Consider the following 16,617-nt stretch of genomic DNA (forward strand, 5'->3'; position numbering starts at 1 on the left):
CAATGACAACCAATACCATCGAATTTAACGAAGCTAACCAAACGGCACTGCGCCAGTTAGCGCAAAACTGTTTTATTTTTAACGATGCCAATGGCATTAGCTTGCGCCCTGATGCCAATGGCTGTGAGGCGGCGACCTTATTAGCGTTTGCGCCAGCGGGCGACGCGTCCGAATTAGGCAGCAGTGATTTTAAAGCCTGTCACGGCGTCAATTATGCGTATTACGCCGGTGCCATGGCCAACGGTATTGCCTCAGAAGAGATGGTGATTGCCTTAGGTAAGGCCGGATTTTTGGCCTCATTTGGCGCAGCCGGTTTAGTGCCCGCTCGGGTTGAGCAAGCCATTAACACCATTCAAGCCGCATTGCCTAATGGCCCTTATGCGTTTAACTTGATCCACAGCCCAAGTGAGCCCGCATTGGAGCGAGGCTGTGTTGATCTTTACCTTCGCCATGGCGTGCACACCGTAGAAGCCTCGGCGTTTTTAGGCCTAACCGAGCACATAGTGCGTTATCGCGCGGCCGGTTTAAGCCTAGATGGGCAGGGCAAGGTAGTGATCGCCAATAAAGTAATTGCCAAGGTATCACGAACCGAAGTTGCCGAAAAATTTATCAAGCCAGCACCGGTTAAAATGCTGCAAAGCTTATTGGCTCAAGGCCTGATTAACCAAGTGCAGTTTGAATTAGCGCAGCAGGTGCCGATGGCCGATGACATCACCGCCGAAGCAGACTCGGGTGGCCATACCGATAATCGTCCTTTAGTGACTTTATTGCCCACATTGATAAGCCTTCGCGATCAGCTCCAAGCGCAATATCAATTTGCTCAGCCTGTGCGCGTGGGCGCGGGGGGCGGTATTGGCACGCCAAGTGCGGCATTAGCCGCTTTTGCTATGGGCGCCGACTTTATCGTGACCGGCTCGGTTAACCAAGCCTGTATTGAGGCGGGCGCCAGTGAGCATACTAAAAAGTTATTAGCCACCACCGAAATGGCCGATGTAACCATGGCACCGGCGGCCGATATGTTTGAAATGGGCGTGCAGCTACAAGTGGTTAAACGCGGTACCTTGTTCCCAATGCGCGCACAAAAGCTTTACGATCTGTATCAGCAATATGACAGCATCGACGCTATCCCAGCCGCTGAGCGTGAAAAGTTAGAAACGCAAGTGTTTAGAAAGCCCCTAGAGCAAATTTGGCAAGACACGGTGGCGCACTTTAATAGCCGCGACCCGAAACAAATCGAACGGGCTCAAGACAATCCAAAGCGTAAAATGGCGCTGATTTTTCGCTGGTATTTAGGCCTTTCGAGCCGCTGGTCAAATCAAGGCGAAGTAGGGCGTGAAATGGACTATCAAATATGGGCAGGGCCCGCACTGGGCGCGTTTAATGCGTGGACCAAGGGAACGTATCTCGCAGAATACCAAAACCGCAAGGTCGTGGATGTGGTCAGTCATTTGATGACAGGCGCTGCCTATTTACAGCGTATTCAATTACTGAAAAGCCAAGGCCTGATGCTAGCGCCTGAGTTGGGGCAGTATCGCCTCTAACTGCCTTAAAAAGAAAAAGCGTGAGGGTTTCGGTTTGAAACGCTCACGCCACATCTATACGACAGCCACCCTTTTTTGTTGTAACCAGTAGCAAATCATCCCCAGCAATAACCCCCAAAATGCACTGGCAATCCCCAATAAGTTAATGCCAGACGCCGTTAATAAAAACGCCATTAATGCAGGCTCTTTATCAGTGGAATCCACCAGCGCATTCATTAAACAGCGGCACAAAATTGGCATTAAAGCTAAACCTGCTAAGGTTATGACCACTGCACTCGGAACAAGCGTAAACAGCGATACAAAGCTGGCTGCAAATACCCCAGCTAACAAATAAAATACGCCCATTGCGATAGCAGCTAAATAGCGTAATTTGGGGTCTTTATCTGTATTGTCACTCATACAAATCGCCCCTGTGAGTGCTGCTAGATTAAATGCAAACCCACCTAAAGGAGCCAGTATTAAACCAGTTAGTCCGGTTACAGTGATAATACGCGATGCATTAACCTGATATCCATTGGCCTTTAATACCGCAAACCCTGGCAAATTTTGCGATGCCATAGTAACAATGAATAAAGGGATGCCGACACTGACTAGAGTAAGCCACTGAAAGTCAGGGATGATAAAGGTTGGCGTTGATAGGCCTATTTCCATCATTGAAGTATCTAATTTACCCGTTAGCGCACTGAGCAAAATTGCAATGGCCATGATCCCAGGGATCAAATAATGCCCCCAGCAAAGCTTAGCGATGATATAAACCGCGAGCATGACCACCACTATCAGCCATTCATCGAGTAACGCTGTGAATATCCCCAGCCCAAATTGCAACAACACCCCAGCTAACATGGCCGATGCGATGGCGGTTGGGATCTGCGATAAAAGTTTATCAAACCAGCCTAACACGCCTACCAAAGTGATCAATGCCGAGCAAAGCATAAAAGCCGCCACCGCTTGCCCAACTGTCACATCTTGTAATGAGGTCACTAATAGCGCAGCCCCGGGCGTTGACCAAGCAGTAACAATTGGCTGTTTAAAATGCCATGACAAACTAATAGTCGATACGCCCATACCGATGCCTAAGGCCCAAAACCATGAAGTGATCTGCTCCTGGGAGGCGCCAGCACTGGTTGCTGCTTGAAAAATAATGGCTGCGGCACTGGCATAACCAATAAAAACGGCAATAAATCCGGTACTAATGTGTGAAAATTTAATCTTCATCCTTTCTCCATTACTGTTTGTGCGTTATAACATACAAACAACATAACACTTGTGCGTTATAACGCACAAGAAAAGATTAAGGAATAATATGCAACCGGATAAATCAGTTGGGGAAAACCTACGACAATTACGAAAAGAAAAAGGCTGGAGTCTAGACGTTGCAGCGAAAGCGACAGGCGTCAGTAAAGCGATGTTAGGTCAAATTGAACGGGGAGAATCGAGCCCCACTGTGGCTAAGCTTTGGCAAATCGCATCAGGTTTTAATACGTCTTTTTCTCGCTTTATTGCCCCGCCAGGCACAGAAATACTTGAGAGTATGTTTAGAGATGCCGCCGAGTTGCGCCAAGAAAGCTTAAATAAGGGATTCTTTGTCAGCCTATTATTCCCTTTTGAACAAACCCTTGGCTTTGAAATTTTTGAAATTAGTTTGGCACCTCATTATCAGCACCAATCTGAACCTCATAATTTAGGCGTAACAGAACACATACTTTGCATTAGTGGTGAGATGGCTGTTTTCTTTGCAGGTGAGTGGCACAGATTAACGGCGGGTCAAGCCGTTCGATTTAACGCCAACCAACCTCATGGCTATAAAAATTTGGGAACAGAAAAGGCCGTTTTTCATAATGTGATTCATTACCAAATCATAGGGCGAGCGCATGAGTGTACAAAATGCAATCAACCAAGCGAACAAAGTGGAATTTTCTTATACGAAACGTCGTGAAATCATCCCTCAATAATTGGTGATGACTTAACTGCCGCATCCTTGCGACAGATTTTCGTCTAAGAAAACACCACTAAACGCTCAAAAAACATTCATGCGTTTGCCCTGACCAAATCAGCGATAAAAATACAAACAATTAATAACCTGATTTTACAAATCGACAAGATGTTAGGTAGCACACCAAAAGTAGTGGTAGGGATCACTAATCATCAGCATCCCAGTTTTCACCATCGATATAGATATCGAAGTTGATGGTGTGGTCAGTTATCTCATCATGGTGAATTTGCCCTTTGTAATTACCGCCTTTGATACGGCAATTGAGTTCATAGGGGGCTTGCTCGCTATACGTGTATTTATTATCTTCTTTGGTACAAAACCACTGTTCATCAGCCATATACCCATGCTTCTTTTTATTAATCGGTATATCACGACCAAAAAACTGTAACCGAGTGCCTGGTGAATGGGCTTCTCTGTTATAAAAAGTTAAATAGACTTGCTTTAATTTATCGTCGCAGCGGTTGATGTGCCAGTTAGTGGTCTGTGGCAGGGTGATAATATAACGTTCGCCTAAGTCGATACCATAAAAAGTTGAATTATAACGAGTGGGGATGTATACCGGATTTTCGGCCCAACTTGAACGTGTAGTGCATTTTCGGCCAGATGAAGACCATTTTAGTTCAGCTTTAACCTGCCAGCCTTTGGGCTTTACACCTTGAAAAGTAAGGGTGTTGCTGACTAGGTCAACGCCTTTGAGTTCGGTGGATACGTCGGACAGGTAGGCATTGCCTACTTTTATATAATGCTCTGGTATGCCTTTAGTCCACCAAAAAGCAATGTCGTCGGCAAACACCTTATAAGATAAGTAAATGGTAGTTAAAGCAACGCCAAGGACAATTTTGCCCTGCTTGGTTTTTAACTTCTCGGTTAAATAGGGTTGTAGTTTGTAGAAGAGCACTCGGATTGATTGAATCATCCCCGTTTTGCGATGCTTAAGAAGGCGTTTCATTGATTGACTTGCTCTTGCCCTAGGTAGTGAATACATCGATGTATTCGCAAAATTATTTATTCATAGATTCAATAAATTAGTCGCCATAGTAAGTAATAGAGATATAACTATCAATTAAAATGAGTTAGAATTTTATGTTTTTGTGATATTGGAAGGTGAGGTAAGTCGAGCCTCAAGGCCCGCCATTTTACGAGAGCAATCATGACAGATAAACAAGAAATGCCTTTTAAAGCGGGGCGCAGCGAAGTACAAGGCAGAGGTCAACGCATCACCTTAAGCCCCTTGCCGGTCGCCACTAACATACCTAAGGCCAATGCCTGTGATTTGTTAGCAAAGAAGTGTGAGCATTATATTGATATTGGCGGGGCGAAGGGCAGTATTTTTCAGGCGCAATATGTACTTATCTTAGCTATTGTATTCGGCTGGGCAAGTTACAGTGCTACTTTTGGTATCAGCTTCTACAACTGGTTTGAATGGAAGGAGGGTGCTGACTCCTATTTTTTCCGAGACGTGTCTTGGGATGCTATTATCTGGGGAGAGGTCTTTACTTCTTTTGCTTATGCTAGCCCCGTTATTATTTTAGGGCTAGTACTCACCTTTGGAATAATTATCAGCAGTAATAAAGATATAGCTCGCGCCGCCCCCCTTCGCTTTCACCGCCAGCGCCGCGAGGTGATGTTTTCTCGCTGGAATGAAAAGCTAAAGCAAACCGAATACAAAGTGGTGCCTTGGGAAAAGGTGGTGGCCTTAGTGGGTCAAGGCAGTGGTTTTACCGGCCATGCCATGGTGCACAGTGCTACCTTGTTTATTGGTGCTAACGATGAAGACGATCACGGTCATTTTTGGTCAGCAGCGCAAGTGGGGACGGGCAATATGTTAGTAGCGGCGGCGCAATGGGAAATGATCCGACATTTTATGGAATACGGCCCCGATGACATCCCCGAGCCCAGCCCCGAAAGCTTCGCCGCTATTCGCCGTGAATATTGTGAAAGCCATAACTGCGAAGAAAAAGACATTCCCCTTTGGATCAAGATTTGGTGGTATGTGAACGGCACCCCCTTTGGTATTTTGTTAACCAACTACCGCCTTAAATATGTTATCCACCGCGGCGTCACCCCAGCCATGCAAGCTTGGAGCGAGCCGCTCCCGCGCGACCAATGGGCCAAACCTTCGGAAGAACTGCAACAAGCTAACAAACTGGTTAACAGCGAGTATCGCTACTATGGCAAAAACCTATTAAACATTGGTGATATTGAGCTGCTGGCTAAAGCCAATAACGACGCTGAAAAAAACCAAGATGTGAAGGTTTATTAAGGTAAGCCCTTAATGAAGGTGGTTATGGGGCGGGTCTTTATATCTATGCTGATGCTTTGTATTTTGTTGGGTGACTGCCTCGGATGGTTGTTTATCTCTTTATTATTCCGTGACCGGTGCGAACTCGGTGTTTTCCTTGTTAACGGATTTAAACAGCCTGTTCGCTTTAAGGTTTTTTGCCTTGCCAAGGTATTCCACATAAAACGCCTCGGCGTTGATCTTGGTTGATTCGCCATGTTGAATAATAAATAGATCCGGCTGACCATCGGCGAGGTTTTGTGTGGTGTAAACGGCTTGCACTTCAAAGCCATTGCCTTGTGAAACGGGAATGATCACCTTGCCTTTGCTGTTAACTTGCGCCGCAATGTTCGGGTCGGTAGCGAGTGTGGGCAGTGTATGGGCAAAGTCATCACGATGTTGCTCAAATAGCTTAGGTGAGATGGTTTCGTTTAAGCCACAGCGAAACTTTCTCACCGGTACGTTAATTTGGGTGTGTAAACTGGCGTAAACGCAGTCGATACGTTTAGGGTTTGTTCGGCTGAAGGTGAAGTAAAGCTCGTCCATTCGGCTGCTGTAATAAACCGCGTCTTGGCCATTAAACTCGGTCAAAACGCTGAATTCGGCGCCGGTTTCTTGTGCTGAGAAGATATTGGTTATCACTGTGTCGCCGGTTGCCAAGGTGATGATAAGTTCATCGTTATGGCCTTGTTGATAGCGCGATTTTGCCGTGGATTGAGCCAGCATAGGGGTGCTAAACAAGGTGATAAATAGGGTGAGCAGCAGGCGTTTTTGCATTTGCGATCCTTATCGGAGAGTTTGGGCGGCGCGGGCTCACTGCCTGTGTATTGCGAACGGGGTGATTAGCCAACCCGAAAAGGTGACCTGCGATTAATTCAATGCGTTAGCTCGCGATAATAGGTTTTTATGGATTTCATTGTCAATAACGTTGGATTACAATCCTTTATCTTTTTGTGACTATTGCCATTTACACTTCGTTGTTAAAGCAGGGGAGTCAAGTGAGTTAGTTAATTAAGTTTAATAGCCGCGACCCGAAACAAATCGAACGGGCTCAAGACAATCCAAAGCGTAAAATGGCGCTGATCTTTCGCTGGTATTTAGGCCTATCGAGCCGCTGGTCAAATCAAGGCAAAGTAGGGCGTGAAATGGACTATCAAATATGGGCAGGGCCCGCACTGGGCGCTTTTAATGCGTGGACCAAGGGAACGTATCTCGCAGAATACTAAAACCGCAAGGTCGTGGATGTGGTCAGTCATTTGATGACAGGCGCTGCCTATTTACAGCGTATTCAATTCTTGAAAACCAAGGCCTGATGCTCGCGCCTGAATTAGGGCAGTATCGGGTGTAATGAATACTTGATGATATGTCAGCTCCATTTTGTTGGTGCTTAGCAATATCCTTTATCTGTTTAATCATTTGAAGATTATTGAGTACCAGCACGATGAGTTGCCGATTGATTTGATTATTCGTGAATAAGGGAAACGATGAAACTGAATAAATCATTAGTCATGACGTTACTAATCAGTAGTGGCGCCAACGCTGATAAATTGGCAACCGAGCAATGGTTACTTTCATTTGAACCTGTCTTAAGTAGCCATTTGTGTAGTGTTAGGGATCAGTCCTACCTTTATAGTAAAGCGCTAACAACGAAGAAGTGTAAAGAGTTAATCAACAAGCTGTATCAAAATTGTTTGGCAGAGCCTAACAAACTAAATTTACCCACTGAGCTGACCCAAGATGAACAACAAGTTTATGGTGGAAAGATCGTGTCTTGTATTCATCAAGCAGGGAGCAAGATTGTCGAATAATAAGAATGACACTCAATAAATAAGGTTAGCAGCCTCAGATCGTCAGAAGCTAAAATCAAACCTTTGCTAATACCTGTATCCAATCGGCAGCTTAAGCCGGCTGCCTTCATTTAGGTAGCCTTTAGCAATAGGCAGTTGGATGTCACTAAGAAGTCGGTATCCATTTTCATCGTACACTTCACTGTAGTGATAGGCCGCAATTACCTCGCTAAACTCTGCCTTATCGTTGTAAACCACTTTGAGGCCAAATCCGGCTTTGGATTTATCGCCAAACAAACTTGTTGCATGCTCGTTTAACCATAGCTTGAAAGGCGTGGGCAGCTCGGTGCATATGTCTTGATTGTTTTGTAAATAGGCACAGCCCGATTTTTCAATTTGAACATAAGGTAGGGTGGCAACCTTGCCCTGAAAAATGTCGCCAACGAGATGTAAAAAGCCCAGCGCTTCGGGCTGGTAGGTGATTGGCTGATCAACAATACGCCATTTAGGTGCTTCAAACACATTTAACATGGCTTGATATTTGTCTTCAAAGTACAGCGCAATAATGACTTCATCGTCCGTAAGGTGATGGGTGTTTTCAACTATGGTGACATCGGTGCCTGGGCCGACAAAGCTATAAATCATATTGAACTGGCGACCTGAATGAGTCCAAGACCAAAGCAGGCCAGTGCCGTCGTAAAATTTGTAGCTACGCACAAACTTAAAATCATTATCAGGCGCAAATTCAAACAGAGAGGCATTTTTTAGGGCTGTGCTATGAAAGTCTGCGACATACCAATCAAGATCCGCATCGCGCTCTGCAACGGTTAAGCCTTTGCCTACAAAGTTGCCTACCGTGTCTTTATAGCGTCTCAGTTCGGCCAAGTAGTCGGGACTGGCGTCGCAGCTAATCAAGAAAAAGCTGAAAAAACAAAAAATAAACGTTTTAAAGGGCATACAGCTCTCCAACAATGGGCAAGTAATGAGGGGTAAGGGATAAACTATGCGTAAGCCGCCGAATGATAAATCAAATTAACCTAAAATTGCAGTTGCTTTACTCACAAAAACTGACTACCATGCCGTGCAATTAATGAGCACTTATCAACAATGCTCGATATCAACTCGATTTATCAACTAACTGTAAAGGAGTAAATAACATGACATTGACATTAGCATCCTTTGCAGGTCTTATCCGTTAAGAAACGAGCCGCTTAAATTCGTATTTATACATCTTGTATATCTCGCCAAATACTGCGTAATCTCGTTCCTTTCCTTTGATTTCAAAATAGATCCAGACCTGCCAATTCGATTTTCGTTTTAATCCTGTTTTTCTAATCAAGAAAAAGGAATTGGTATTATGGGCAAATCCGTCCAACACATTTCTGAAAATGTTAGCCTGATTGCGTCTAAAAATACGTGGATTGAAGGGCTGGCAATACAACAACTGACCAAAACAGCACAGCTAGAGGGCATGCTGCGCGTTGCCGGTATGCCGGATTTACATCCTGGCCGAGGCTATCCCATCGGGGCGGCCTTTTTTACCACCGGTAAAATTTACCCTGCGCTGGTGGGAAACGACATAGGTTGTGGCATGACGCTGTGGCAAACCTCTGCCAAGGTTGCCAAAGTCAATCTAGATAAGTTAGTTAAAAAATTTACCCATGTTGAACAGCCTCTCGATGAGCGTTGGCGCTTGGTCATTGACACTCGAAAAGCCGAAAAAAACATCCATATCCAAGGGTATGATCACGCCTTGGGCACGATCGGAGGGGGTAACCATTTTGCTGAGTTTCAGGCCATTGATGAGATTTACAATCAAGCAGTCTTAGATGAGTTAGGGCTGAATAAAAAGCAGCTGCAGCTTTTGGTGCACTCGGGCTCACGCGGATTAGGGCAATCTATTTTAGCGGCGCATATCGCAAAATACTGTCACGATGGCTTATCTGAAAGTGATGCCGACTTCGTAAAATACATGCACCAGCATGATGAAGCCGTGCGTTTTGCCGAGCTAAACCGAGAATTAATTGCCATGCGATTTTTAGAAGCAATCCGCGCTAATGGCCATTGTGCGTTAGACATTAACCATAACCTTGTCTCGCCCAAAAACCTCGAAGGCAGTGATGGCTGGCTACACAGAAAAGGCGCCACTCCCAGTGACAAAGGCTATGTGGTTATTCCGGGTTCACGGGGGGATCACAGTTATCTGGTTACCCCCCTTTTTGTTAACTCAAATGGGGATGACTTAAGCCAAGTTGAAAAGGGCCGCATTAGCTTATTTTCACTCGCACACGGCGCGGGGCGTAAGTGGAAGCGCGGTGAATGTCATGGTCGTCTTGGTCATAAATACAAGCGTGAAGACTTATACCGTACGCCATTAGGCAGTCGCGTGGTGTGTGGTAATAAAGAGCTGTTATTTGACGAAGCCCCGCAAGCCTATAAAAAATGTGAAACTGTGATCAGCGATATGGTCGACGCGGGTCTCATTGAGGTGGTGGCAAGACTGCGCCCCGTTTTAACCTTTAAAACCAACGGGGAGTGCGCGGGATGATTTTATTGCAACTATCTGCTGGGCAAGGGCCAATGGAATGCTGTCAAGCCGTGGGCTTGGCGCTGAAAATGATCGCTAAACAAAGTACCGAAAAAGGTATCAGGCTGGATGTGGTTGAAGCTATCGCTGCAACAGAGCGTGATTGCTATAAATCAGTCTTGTTGCAACTTGATTCAACGCCAGAGCAGAGCGCGAAACAACTGGCACTGTCATGGCAGGGCGCCATGTTATGGGTATGTCAAAGTCAGTATCGGCCTAAGCATAAACGAAAAAACTGGTTTTTTAACGGCCAAGTGTACGACATTGATGATAGCCAACTGGATAACAGCGTGACCTTTCAAACATGTCGCGCGTCGGGCGCGGGCGGACAACACGTCAATACCACTGATTCAGCAGTGCGAGCAACGCATTTGGCAACGGGCATTTCGGTGCGGGTTGAGTGTGAGCGCAGCCAACATGCCAATAAACGCTTGGCAAGGGCCATGTTACTGCAAAAGGTTGAAGCCAGCCAAATGGCGACAATAACGCAACAAGAAAAGGCCCGTTGGCAACAGCATTGGCAAGTTGAACGTGGCGATCCGCTAAAAACCTTTAAAGGCGCCAAGTTTCGTATAAGCCATGAGCGCGGCGAACTAGGAGGCGCTAATTAATGAAGGAGCATCAAGTTACCCATGTACTGTTTATTTGCAGTCGTAACCAATGGCGAAGCCCAACGGGTGAGCAGGTATGGAAAAATCATCCTGCGCTAGCCGTTAAATCAGCGGGCACCAGCCCTAAAGCCAACAAAGTGGTGAACGCCAAAATAATTCAATGGGCAGATGTTATTTTTGTTATGGAGCAAAAACACCAAGAGAGGTTACAGGCGAACTTCAATAAGTTATTAATCTATAAGGACATTCAAGTATTAGATATCACCGACGATTATCAATACATGGATGACGAGTTAGTAAGCATGATAAAACAAAGTGTTAGCCATTATTTAGGCTTAACCTAAGTTGTATTAGTTGTATGAGTTCAGATCAGTAGAGGACAGAGCCATGTAATTCCATCTCCACACCGCATGTTTTTTCGCCATTTCAGTATGGGGGGCGGCTATGCGGTGCTTAAAACGATCAAAGCATTGAACGTTGCGTTCAATCACAACAATAAGCAATGGAGTTACATGATGAGAGTAAAATACCCTCGCACCCCGCATTTACCTTGGTCACCGGGGGCGACCTATGATGACATACGCCAAGGTAATTTAAGTGGTTTGGCAAATCGCCAAGTTGTTGTTACGGAAAAAATGGATGGCGAAAATACCACTATTTACCACGACTTTATCCATGCCCGCTCGCTAGATAGTCGGTTTCACCCATCAAGAGCTTGGGTTAAAGGGTTACAAGCTGAGATTGGTTACCGCATACCAAAGGGGTGGCGTATTTGCGGCGAAAATCTATACGCAAGGCATTCGATTAGTTATGACGCATTAGCAAGCTACTTTATGGCTTTTTCCTTATGGAATGAGCACAACGAATGCTTAAGTTGGCAAGACAGTAAGGCATTTTTTGCAGAGCTTGGCCTGATCACACCAACAGAGTTGTACCTTGGCCCATGGTGTGAAACCACCATAAAAAACCTAGTGCTGGATACCCAGCATCAAGAAGGTTACGTAGTGAGGGTGGCAGATGCGTTTCATTTCTCACAATTTAACCAAAGTGTTGCAAAATGGGTGAGGCCAAATCATGTGATCTGTGATAAGCACTGGATGCATGCAGACGTTGTGCCCAATGGCTTAAGCCATAAAACTGGGAGGTTAAAATGAGCAAACTTGCTAATTGGCTCAACAGCTTAGCCATATCGCATACGCCTACTTTTGCTGAATGTGTTGGGTATTTAGGGGATACATTTCCGTTACTGCACCAATTTAGCGACACCGAGCAAGACAACATTTGGCATGCCGAAGGAAATGTGGCCATTCATACCGATATGGTACTGAGCCAACTGTATAACATACTCAGCACGGACGCTAAGCATATCACCGGCGTCAATCGGCAAATTTTGATATTAGCTGCTTTGCTACATGACATCGCCAAACCGATAACCACCAAGCGTAAGCTAATGTCAGGGATTGAGCGTGTTGTCGCGCCAAAACACGAGGAGATAGGGGCGAGCTATTTAGCCCTTAAACTGCCCGAGTTGCCCCTTGAGCACCAAGCCATCAGGGGCATTATTGGGCTGGTGGGGTTTCATCAGATGAACAAGAGGCTGGTAATCAAAAATATGGGTTATAGCCACTATTTACACTTGGCTTTGAACCTAGATTTAGCGCTTCTCTATTGGCTTGAACTTGCGGATATGCAAGGGCGAACTTGCAGTGATCAGTCGCTACAAATCGATTTGCTTGATCAGTTTAAAATGTTTGCCCAAGAGTACCAACTATGGGGTGAGGATGACGTCGTTGAGGCGATTTTAAAGCCGATTCAGATCAAGGCCTCTCGTGCCGAGCAGGTCTATTTGAATGGTTATGCCCTGCGCCAGCTTGCCACTGAACAGATCAATATGGTCGAGCAAGGGGTGGCGAAGAATTATCAAGGCGGACAGGATTATAGCCATCTTTACGTTATGTGTGGTGTCAGCGGTAGTGGTAAATCCACTTGGATTGAGCAAAACCTAAACGGGTTTGAGGTGATTTCGTTAGACACGATCCGTGAAACGCTCAATGGCAAACGAAGCTGCCAAAAACATCGCGGCCAAGTGTTACAACTGGCTAAATCCAGACTAAAAACTGCCTTAGCAAAAAAGCAAAATGTTGTGTGGGATGCCACTAATATCCGTAAAGACTTCAGGCAAATTATTTGCGATCTGGGCCTGAGTTACGGGGCGCTGATCACCCTAGTTGCTTTTCAGGTAAAGGAAAGTACGCTTCGCCGGGATAACAAGAGTCGGCGCCATGTGGTTGGCGATGACATCATCACAAGCCAACTCGCTAAGTTAGAGTGGCCTTCATTCACCGAAGGCCACCGCATGCTGATTATCGGCGAAAAAGGCAAGGAGCTGTTTAGACAAGGGACGTTTGAGTAAATAGTAAAGTACGCTGTTTTGCTGTTTGTAAGCCTTGAGTTTGCCAGAAACCCGCTGCGACTTGAGGCTTGTTTGGCAAGCGCTTAGAGCGCCTCTTGGCGTCATTATGCAAAATCACAAAATTGAAAATTGGTAACAAAATAATGATTTCTCATTAAATGGTTATTGAGGTTTTTGTGATATAAATGAGCTGTTGTGCTTTTTTAAGACCCCTCTATCCCCGAGCTATCTGATTGACTCTAATCGGGGTCAAAGTGACAAGCTAGGGTTAGCCCTTCATTTCGTCCTAAGGTGTGCTTCTAAGCGAGGCACCTAATACAATGTTTTTCTGCTGCAGAGGTAAATATGTCGACCACGGATTTAATTGCGTCAGGTTTAAGGGAATTTGCCCTTAACGGCGAAACCCAGAATATTAAAAGCCTGCAACTGGCCTACGCCCTTGGCGACATTGAAGCGCAGTTTTCTCTTGGCTGGGCATATAACAACGGCGATGGCGTAGAGCAAGATTTTGCCATGGCTGAAAGCTATTTACTGCCCTTAGCTCAATATGGTCACACTTGGGCGGCCTTTGCGATGGGCTGGATGGCAGAGCATGGCTTAAAAGCCAAATACAGCCCTAAAGATGTCTTTATGTGGTATTCCATCGCTGCGGCTGACCATCATACTTGGGCCATCAATAACCTGGGTTCCATGTATCAAAATGGGCAATACGTAGACAAAAACCTAGAGGCTGCCATCTATTATTACGAAATCTCGGCCAAGCAAGGTAATGCGCTTTCGCACAAAAATTTAGCCCATATTTTTTACTATGGTGAAGACGAGATTGAGATTGATGCAAAACGCGCCTGTTATCATGCATTGCAAGGTGCAAAAGGTGGCAATGCCACCGCGACTTTTTTATTAGCCCAATGCTATCGTGATGGCAAAGGGGTCGAGCAAGATAATGTGTATGCCCTTGAATTGTTACATCACGCTTACGAGCATGGCCATCAACAGGGCAGTATTTTATTTCAGCTTGGCTATCACAGTGTAAATCATTGCCAAGATGATGATCACTACCAACAAGCTATTCGTTGGTATGAAATGTCTATCGAGCAAGATCAAGATGAGGCAAGTTGTTACAACCTCGCGCGGATCTACATGCTGGGGTTAGGTGTTGAAAAAGATCCGCAAAAGGCGATCACCTTATATCACCAAGCCTTAGGCTATTTTGACGATGTAGAATGGCTGCTGGGTAAACTCTACCTTGGACTCACCCCTGCCAATGTTGAGCTTGGGGTTAAATACCTGACATTAGCCATTGCAAAAAACGATGCGAATGCCATGTACACCTTAGGATCTGCATATTATGAAGGCCGCGGTGTCGCAAAAAATGACGCCTTAGCCTTTAAGTATTATTTACGAGCAGGGACGGCAGGAGACGAAGATGCTGCCCATAACCTTTATTGTATGTACCGAGATGGCACGGGAACCGAGCTTGATCTTGAGCAAAGTGACTTCTGGTTAAAACGCGCCGCCGAGTTAGGTCATCACGTTTGTCAAAATATATACGCGATGGCGCTCACCAACAGCGATGATGAACAAGAGAAACAACAGGCATTGGTTTGGTTTCATAAAGCCGCCGATGAAGCCGATTGTTTGAGCTCGTGCTTAGAGCTTGGTTTTTGCTATTACCATGGCCGCGGCTGTGAAAAGCAACTTAATAAAGCGCAAATATACCTGACTAAAGCTTTAACGCACACATCCGGCGAGGCCCATTACTTACTTGCACGGTTGTACTGTGACCTTGACCATCCTCAAGGCAAGCTTCATACGTGGCAACTGTTTAATCAAGCCTATGAATTAGGCTGGACTCAAGCGGCAGCGAACATAGGCCATTGTTTGCTATACGGCATTGGCGTGATTGCCAATCATCAACAAGCGGCTCACTGGCTGATGTTAGCCGCCGAGCAGGGCGATAAGCTTAGCCATTATCATTTAGGGGTGTTACATTTCGAGCAGGGAAAAAATGAGCCCGCCGTGCATCATTTGGAACAAGCCAAAGCGCAAGTCAGTGCAGCCAAGGAATACTTAGGCGCCATTTACCTGCACCGATATCAAGATCCTGAGCGCGCTTATGATTACTTGCAAGGTTACATTCAATCCGATGACCCCCAAGACACATGGGCTTTGTATAACTTGGCCTTACTGCATAATCAGCCTGAGTTTTCAAAATACAATCAAAAGCTAAGCTCAGAATTAATGCTTAAAGCGGCCGATTTTGGCGATGCATATGCCTGTGAAGTGGTGGGCACACGCTACTATTTAGGCGAGATTTTACCTTTAGATAAACACGCCGCTAAGCCGTACTTAACCCTAGCTGCAGAGCATGATCTGGTCGCGGCGCAATATACGCTAGCCTTGTATTATCAAGAGGACAGCGATGATCCAGATCGCGTCCAGCAGGTGATACATTGGTATGAACAAGCCGGAAAAAACCATGCTTTGAAGGCATATTTTAACCTAGCGTGCTTTTTACTGGAAAATGCAGTGGAAGAATCAGGAGTCAGTCATGGCATCGGCTATTTGTTTGCTGGCGCCGATCAGGATTGCAAGTTCTGTCATTATTTACTCGCCAGCATGTATTATTTGGGCGAAGGGCTCACTAAAGATCTCACCCAATCGCGACAACATTTAGAAAAGTCCGCCGCGCTGGGTTATGAGCGCGCCATTAATGAGCTCGCAGCGCAAAACCAAGGCTATAGCGTTGGATTTGAGGAGGAAAAAGCCCCACATCTAAGGTGTTTAAGTTTTGACTAAGTTGGCGGGCGTTTTGCTAGAGTGATGTAAGAACTTCACTCGCGTTGATAGTAGCTGAGTTTAAAATGCTCATCGATATTGCCGTGCACATGAGACAAGCGGGCGAGGGGGTCGTAATGGTATTGCCTGTCGCCTTTTAAACTGTCGGTGACTTGAGTGAGGTTACCGGCCACATAATATTGATATTGGCGCTGCTGTTTGACGCTGGCTCGGGTGCCTTGATGGAACTTATGCTGTGACTGTTGTTGCAGCTGTGCATGTTGGGTTAAGCGGCCTTGCTCATCGTATTGGTATTCACTGGTGAGGGCACCTTGGCTACGTTTGATTTCTTGACCATGATGAAACAGGTGTTGGGTGAGCACTTCACCGTTAAGGTTAATACCAGCTAGTTGGCCTTGTTGAAATTCATAGTCAACCTGCTGGCCATCCGGTAATTGCCAGCGCTTAACGCGACCAAGGGGGTCGTAGTCATAATACTGGCTGGCCCAGCTTTGGTGCTCTTAGGTGGCTGTCCGATATTTCGTGCCCAGTTCCCGTCAGAGTCTTCATCAGTTAGGCGTACGTGTTTGGCGGGTGGGCTTAATATGTCTTCTTTTAAACGGCCG

General features: G+C 45.8%; 15 protein-coding genes and 1 pseudogene. 11 read left to right on the plus strand and 5 right to left on the minus strand.

Going from position 1 to position 16,617, the window contains the following annotated elements:
* The first annotated feature begins 2 nt into the window (after window positions 1-2).
* The gene (locus tag ACK8OT_RS02090; protein ID WP_410194840.1) at window positions 3-1,541 is read left to right on the plus strand and encodes a PfaD family polyunsaturated fatty acid/polyketide biosynthesis protein; all 1,539 of its coding nucleotides are present in this window, start codon (window positions 3-5) and stop codon (window positions 1,539-1,541) included.
* A gap of 54 nt (window positions 1,542-1,595) precedes the next feature.
* Here the strand turns inward: ACK8OT_RS02090 and ACK8OT_RS02095 are convergent, their stop codons facing one another.
* Complete coding sequence (locus ACK8OT_RS02095) at window positions 1,596-2,756, minus strand: benzoate/H(+) symporter BenE family transporter (RefSeq protein ID WP_410194841.1); 1,161 nt, start codon at window positions 2,754-2,756, stop codon at window positions 1,596-1,598.
* A gap of 88 nt (window positions 2,757-2,844) precedes the next feature.
* On the opposite strand from ACK8OT_RS02095, the gene ACK8OT_RS02100 reads away from it, so the two are divergent.
* The gene (locus tag ACK8OT_RS02100; RefSeq protein ID WP_410194842.1) at window positions 2,845-3,477 is read left to right on the plus strand and encodes a helix-turn-helix domain-containing protein; all 633 of its coding nucleotides are present in this window, start codon (window positions 2,845-2,847) and stop codon (window positions 3,475-3,477) included.
* A gap of 202 nt (window positions 3,478-3,679) precedes the next feature.
* Here the strand turns inward: ACK8OT_RS02100 and ACK8OT_RS02105 are convergent, their stop codons facing one another.
* Window positions 3,680-4,483: a hypothetical protein gene (locus tag ACK8OT_RS02105; RefSeq protein ID WP_410194843.1), complete on the minus strand. Its 804-nt coding sequence runs from the start codon at window positions 4,481-4,483 to the stop codon at window positions 3,680-3,682.
* A gap of 201 nt (window positions 4,484-4,684) precedes the next feature.
* Between ACK8OT_RS02105 and ACK8OT_RS02110 the strand changes: the two genes are divergently transcribed.
* Window positions 4,685-5,797 carry a DUF6708 domain-containing protein gene (locus ACK8OT_RS02110; RefSeq protein ID WP_410194844.1) on the plus strand — a complete coding sequence of 371 codons (1,113 nt, stop codon included), beginning with the start codon at window positions 4,685-4,687 and terminating at the stop codon, window positions 5,795-5,797.
* 102 nt (window positions 5,798-5,899) lie between these two features.
* On the opposite strand, the gene ACK8OT_RS02115 is transcribed toward ACK8OT_RS02110, so the two are convergent.
* On the minus strand, window positions 5,900-6,592 hold the full coding sequence (locus tag ACK8OT_RS02115) for a hypothetical protein (protein WP_410194845.1): 693 nt from the start codon (window positions 6,590-6,592) through the stop codon (window positions 5,900-5,902).
* 239 nt (window positions 6,593-6,831) lie between these two features.
* Here ACK8OT_RS02115 and ACK8OT_RS02120 point away from each other — a divergent pair.
* Window positions 6,832-7,128 (plus strand): annotated as a pseudogene (locus ACK8OT_RS02120) (2-nitropropane dioxygenase); the annotation flags it as partial.
* A gap of 171 nt (window positions 7,129-7,299) precedes the next feature.
* Window positions 7,300-7,623: a hypothetical protein gene (locus ACK8OT_RS02125; protein ID WP_410194846.1), complete on the plus strand. Its 324-nt coding sequence runs from the start codon at window positions 7,300-7,302 to the stop codon at window positions 7,621-7,623.
* A 66-nt stretch (window positions 7,624-7,689) separates the two neighbouring features.
* Here the strand turns inward: ACK8OT_RS02125 and ACK8OT_RS02130 are convergent, their stop codons facing one another.
* Window positions 7,690-8,559 carry a hypothetical protein gene (locus tag ACK8OT_RS02130; protein ID WP_410194847.1) on the minus strand — a complete coding sequence of 290 codons (870 nt, stop codon included), beginning with the start codon at window positions 8,557-8,559 and terminating at the stop codon, window positions 7,690-7,692.
* A 400-nt stretch (window positions 8,560-8,959) separates the two neighbouring features.
* On the opposite strand from ACK8OT_RS02130, the gene ACK8OT_RS02135 reads away from it, so the two are divergent.
* The 6 genes from ACK8OT_RS02135 (at window position 8,960) to ACK8OT_RS02160 (ending at window position 16,012) form a co-directional block, all read left to right on the plus strand.
* Window positions 8,960-10,150, plus strand: a complete 1,191-nt coding sequence (locus ACK8OT_RS02135) for an RNA ligase RtcB family protein (protein ID WP_410194848.1) — start codon at window positions 8,960-8,962, stop codon at window positions 10,148-10,150.
* Complete coding sequence (gene prfH / locus ACK8OT_RS02140; protein WP_410194849.1) at window positions 10,147-10,800, plus strand: peptide chain release factor H; 654 nt, start codon at window positions 10,147-10,149, stop codon at window positions 10,798-10,800. Before ACK8OT_RS02135 ends, prfH begins: the two co-directional genes overlap by 4 nt.
* A complete protein-coding gene (locus ACK8OT_RS02145; protein ID WP_410194850.1) occupies window positions 10,800-11,144 on the plus strand; it encodes a low molecular weight protein tyrosine phosphatase family protein in 345 nt (114 codons plus the stop codon). The genes prfH and ACK8OT_RS02145 overlap by 1 nt, the downstream gene beginning before the upstream one ends.
* A gap of 168 nt (window positions 11,145-11,312) precedes the next feature.
* Window positions 11,313-11,954 (plus strand): RNA ligase family protein, encoded by a 642-nt coding sequence (locus ACK8OT_RS02150; protein WP_410194851.1) that lies wholly within the window; start codon window positions 11,313-11,315, stop codon window positions 11,952-11,954.
* Window positions 11,951-13,213 (plus strand): AAA family ATPase, encoded by a 1,263-nt coding sequence (locus ACK8OT_RS02155; RefSeq protein ID WP_410194852.1) that lies wholly within the window; start codon window positions 11,951-11,953, stop codon window positions 13,211-13,213. The genes ACK8OT_RS02150 and ACK8OT_RS02155 overlap by 4 nt, the downstream gene beginning before the upstream one ends.
* A 345-nt stretch (window positions 13,214-13,558) precedes the next feature.
* On the plus strand, window positions 13,559-16,012 hold the full coding sequence (locus ACK8OT_RS02160) for an SEL1-like repeat protein (protein WP_410194853.1): 2,454 nt from the start codon (window positions 13,559-13,561) through the stop codon (window positions 16,010-16,012).
* 35 nt (window positions 16,013-16,047) lie between these two features.
* On the opposite strand, the gene ACK8OT_RS02165 is transcribed toward ACK8OT_RS02160, so the two are convergent.
* Window positions 16,048-16,374 (minus strand): hypothetical protein, encoded by a 327-nt coding sequence (locus ACK8OT_RS02165; protein ID WP_410194854.1) that lies wholly within the window; start codon window positions 16,372-16,374, stop codon window positions 16,048-16,050.
* Window positions 16,375-16,617 lie beyond the last annotated feature (243 nt).

The sequence above is a fragment of the Motilimonas thetidivivens genome (assembly GCF_046452435.1).
In the GTDB taxonomy this organism is placed as follows: domain Bacteria; phylum Pseudomonadota; class Gammaproteobacteria; order Enterobacterales; family CBDFNC01; genus Motilimonas.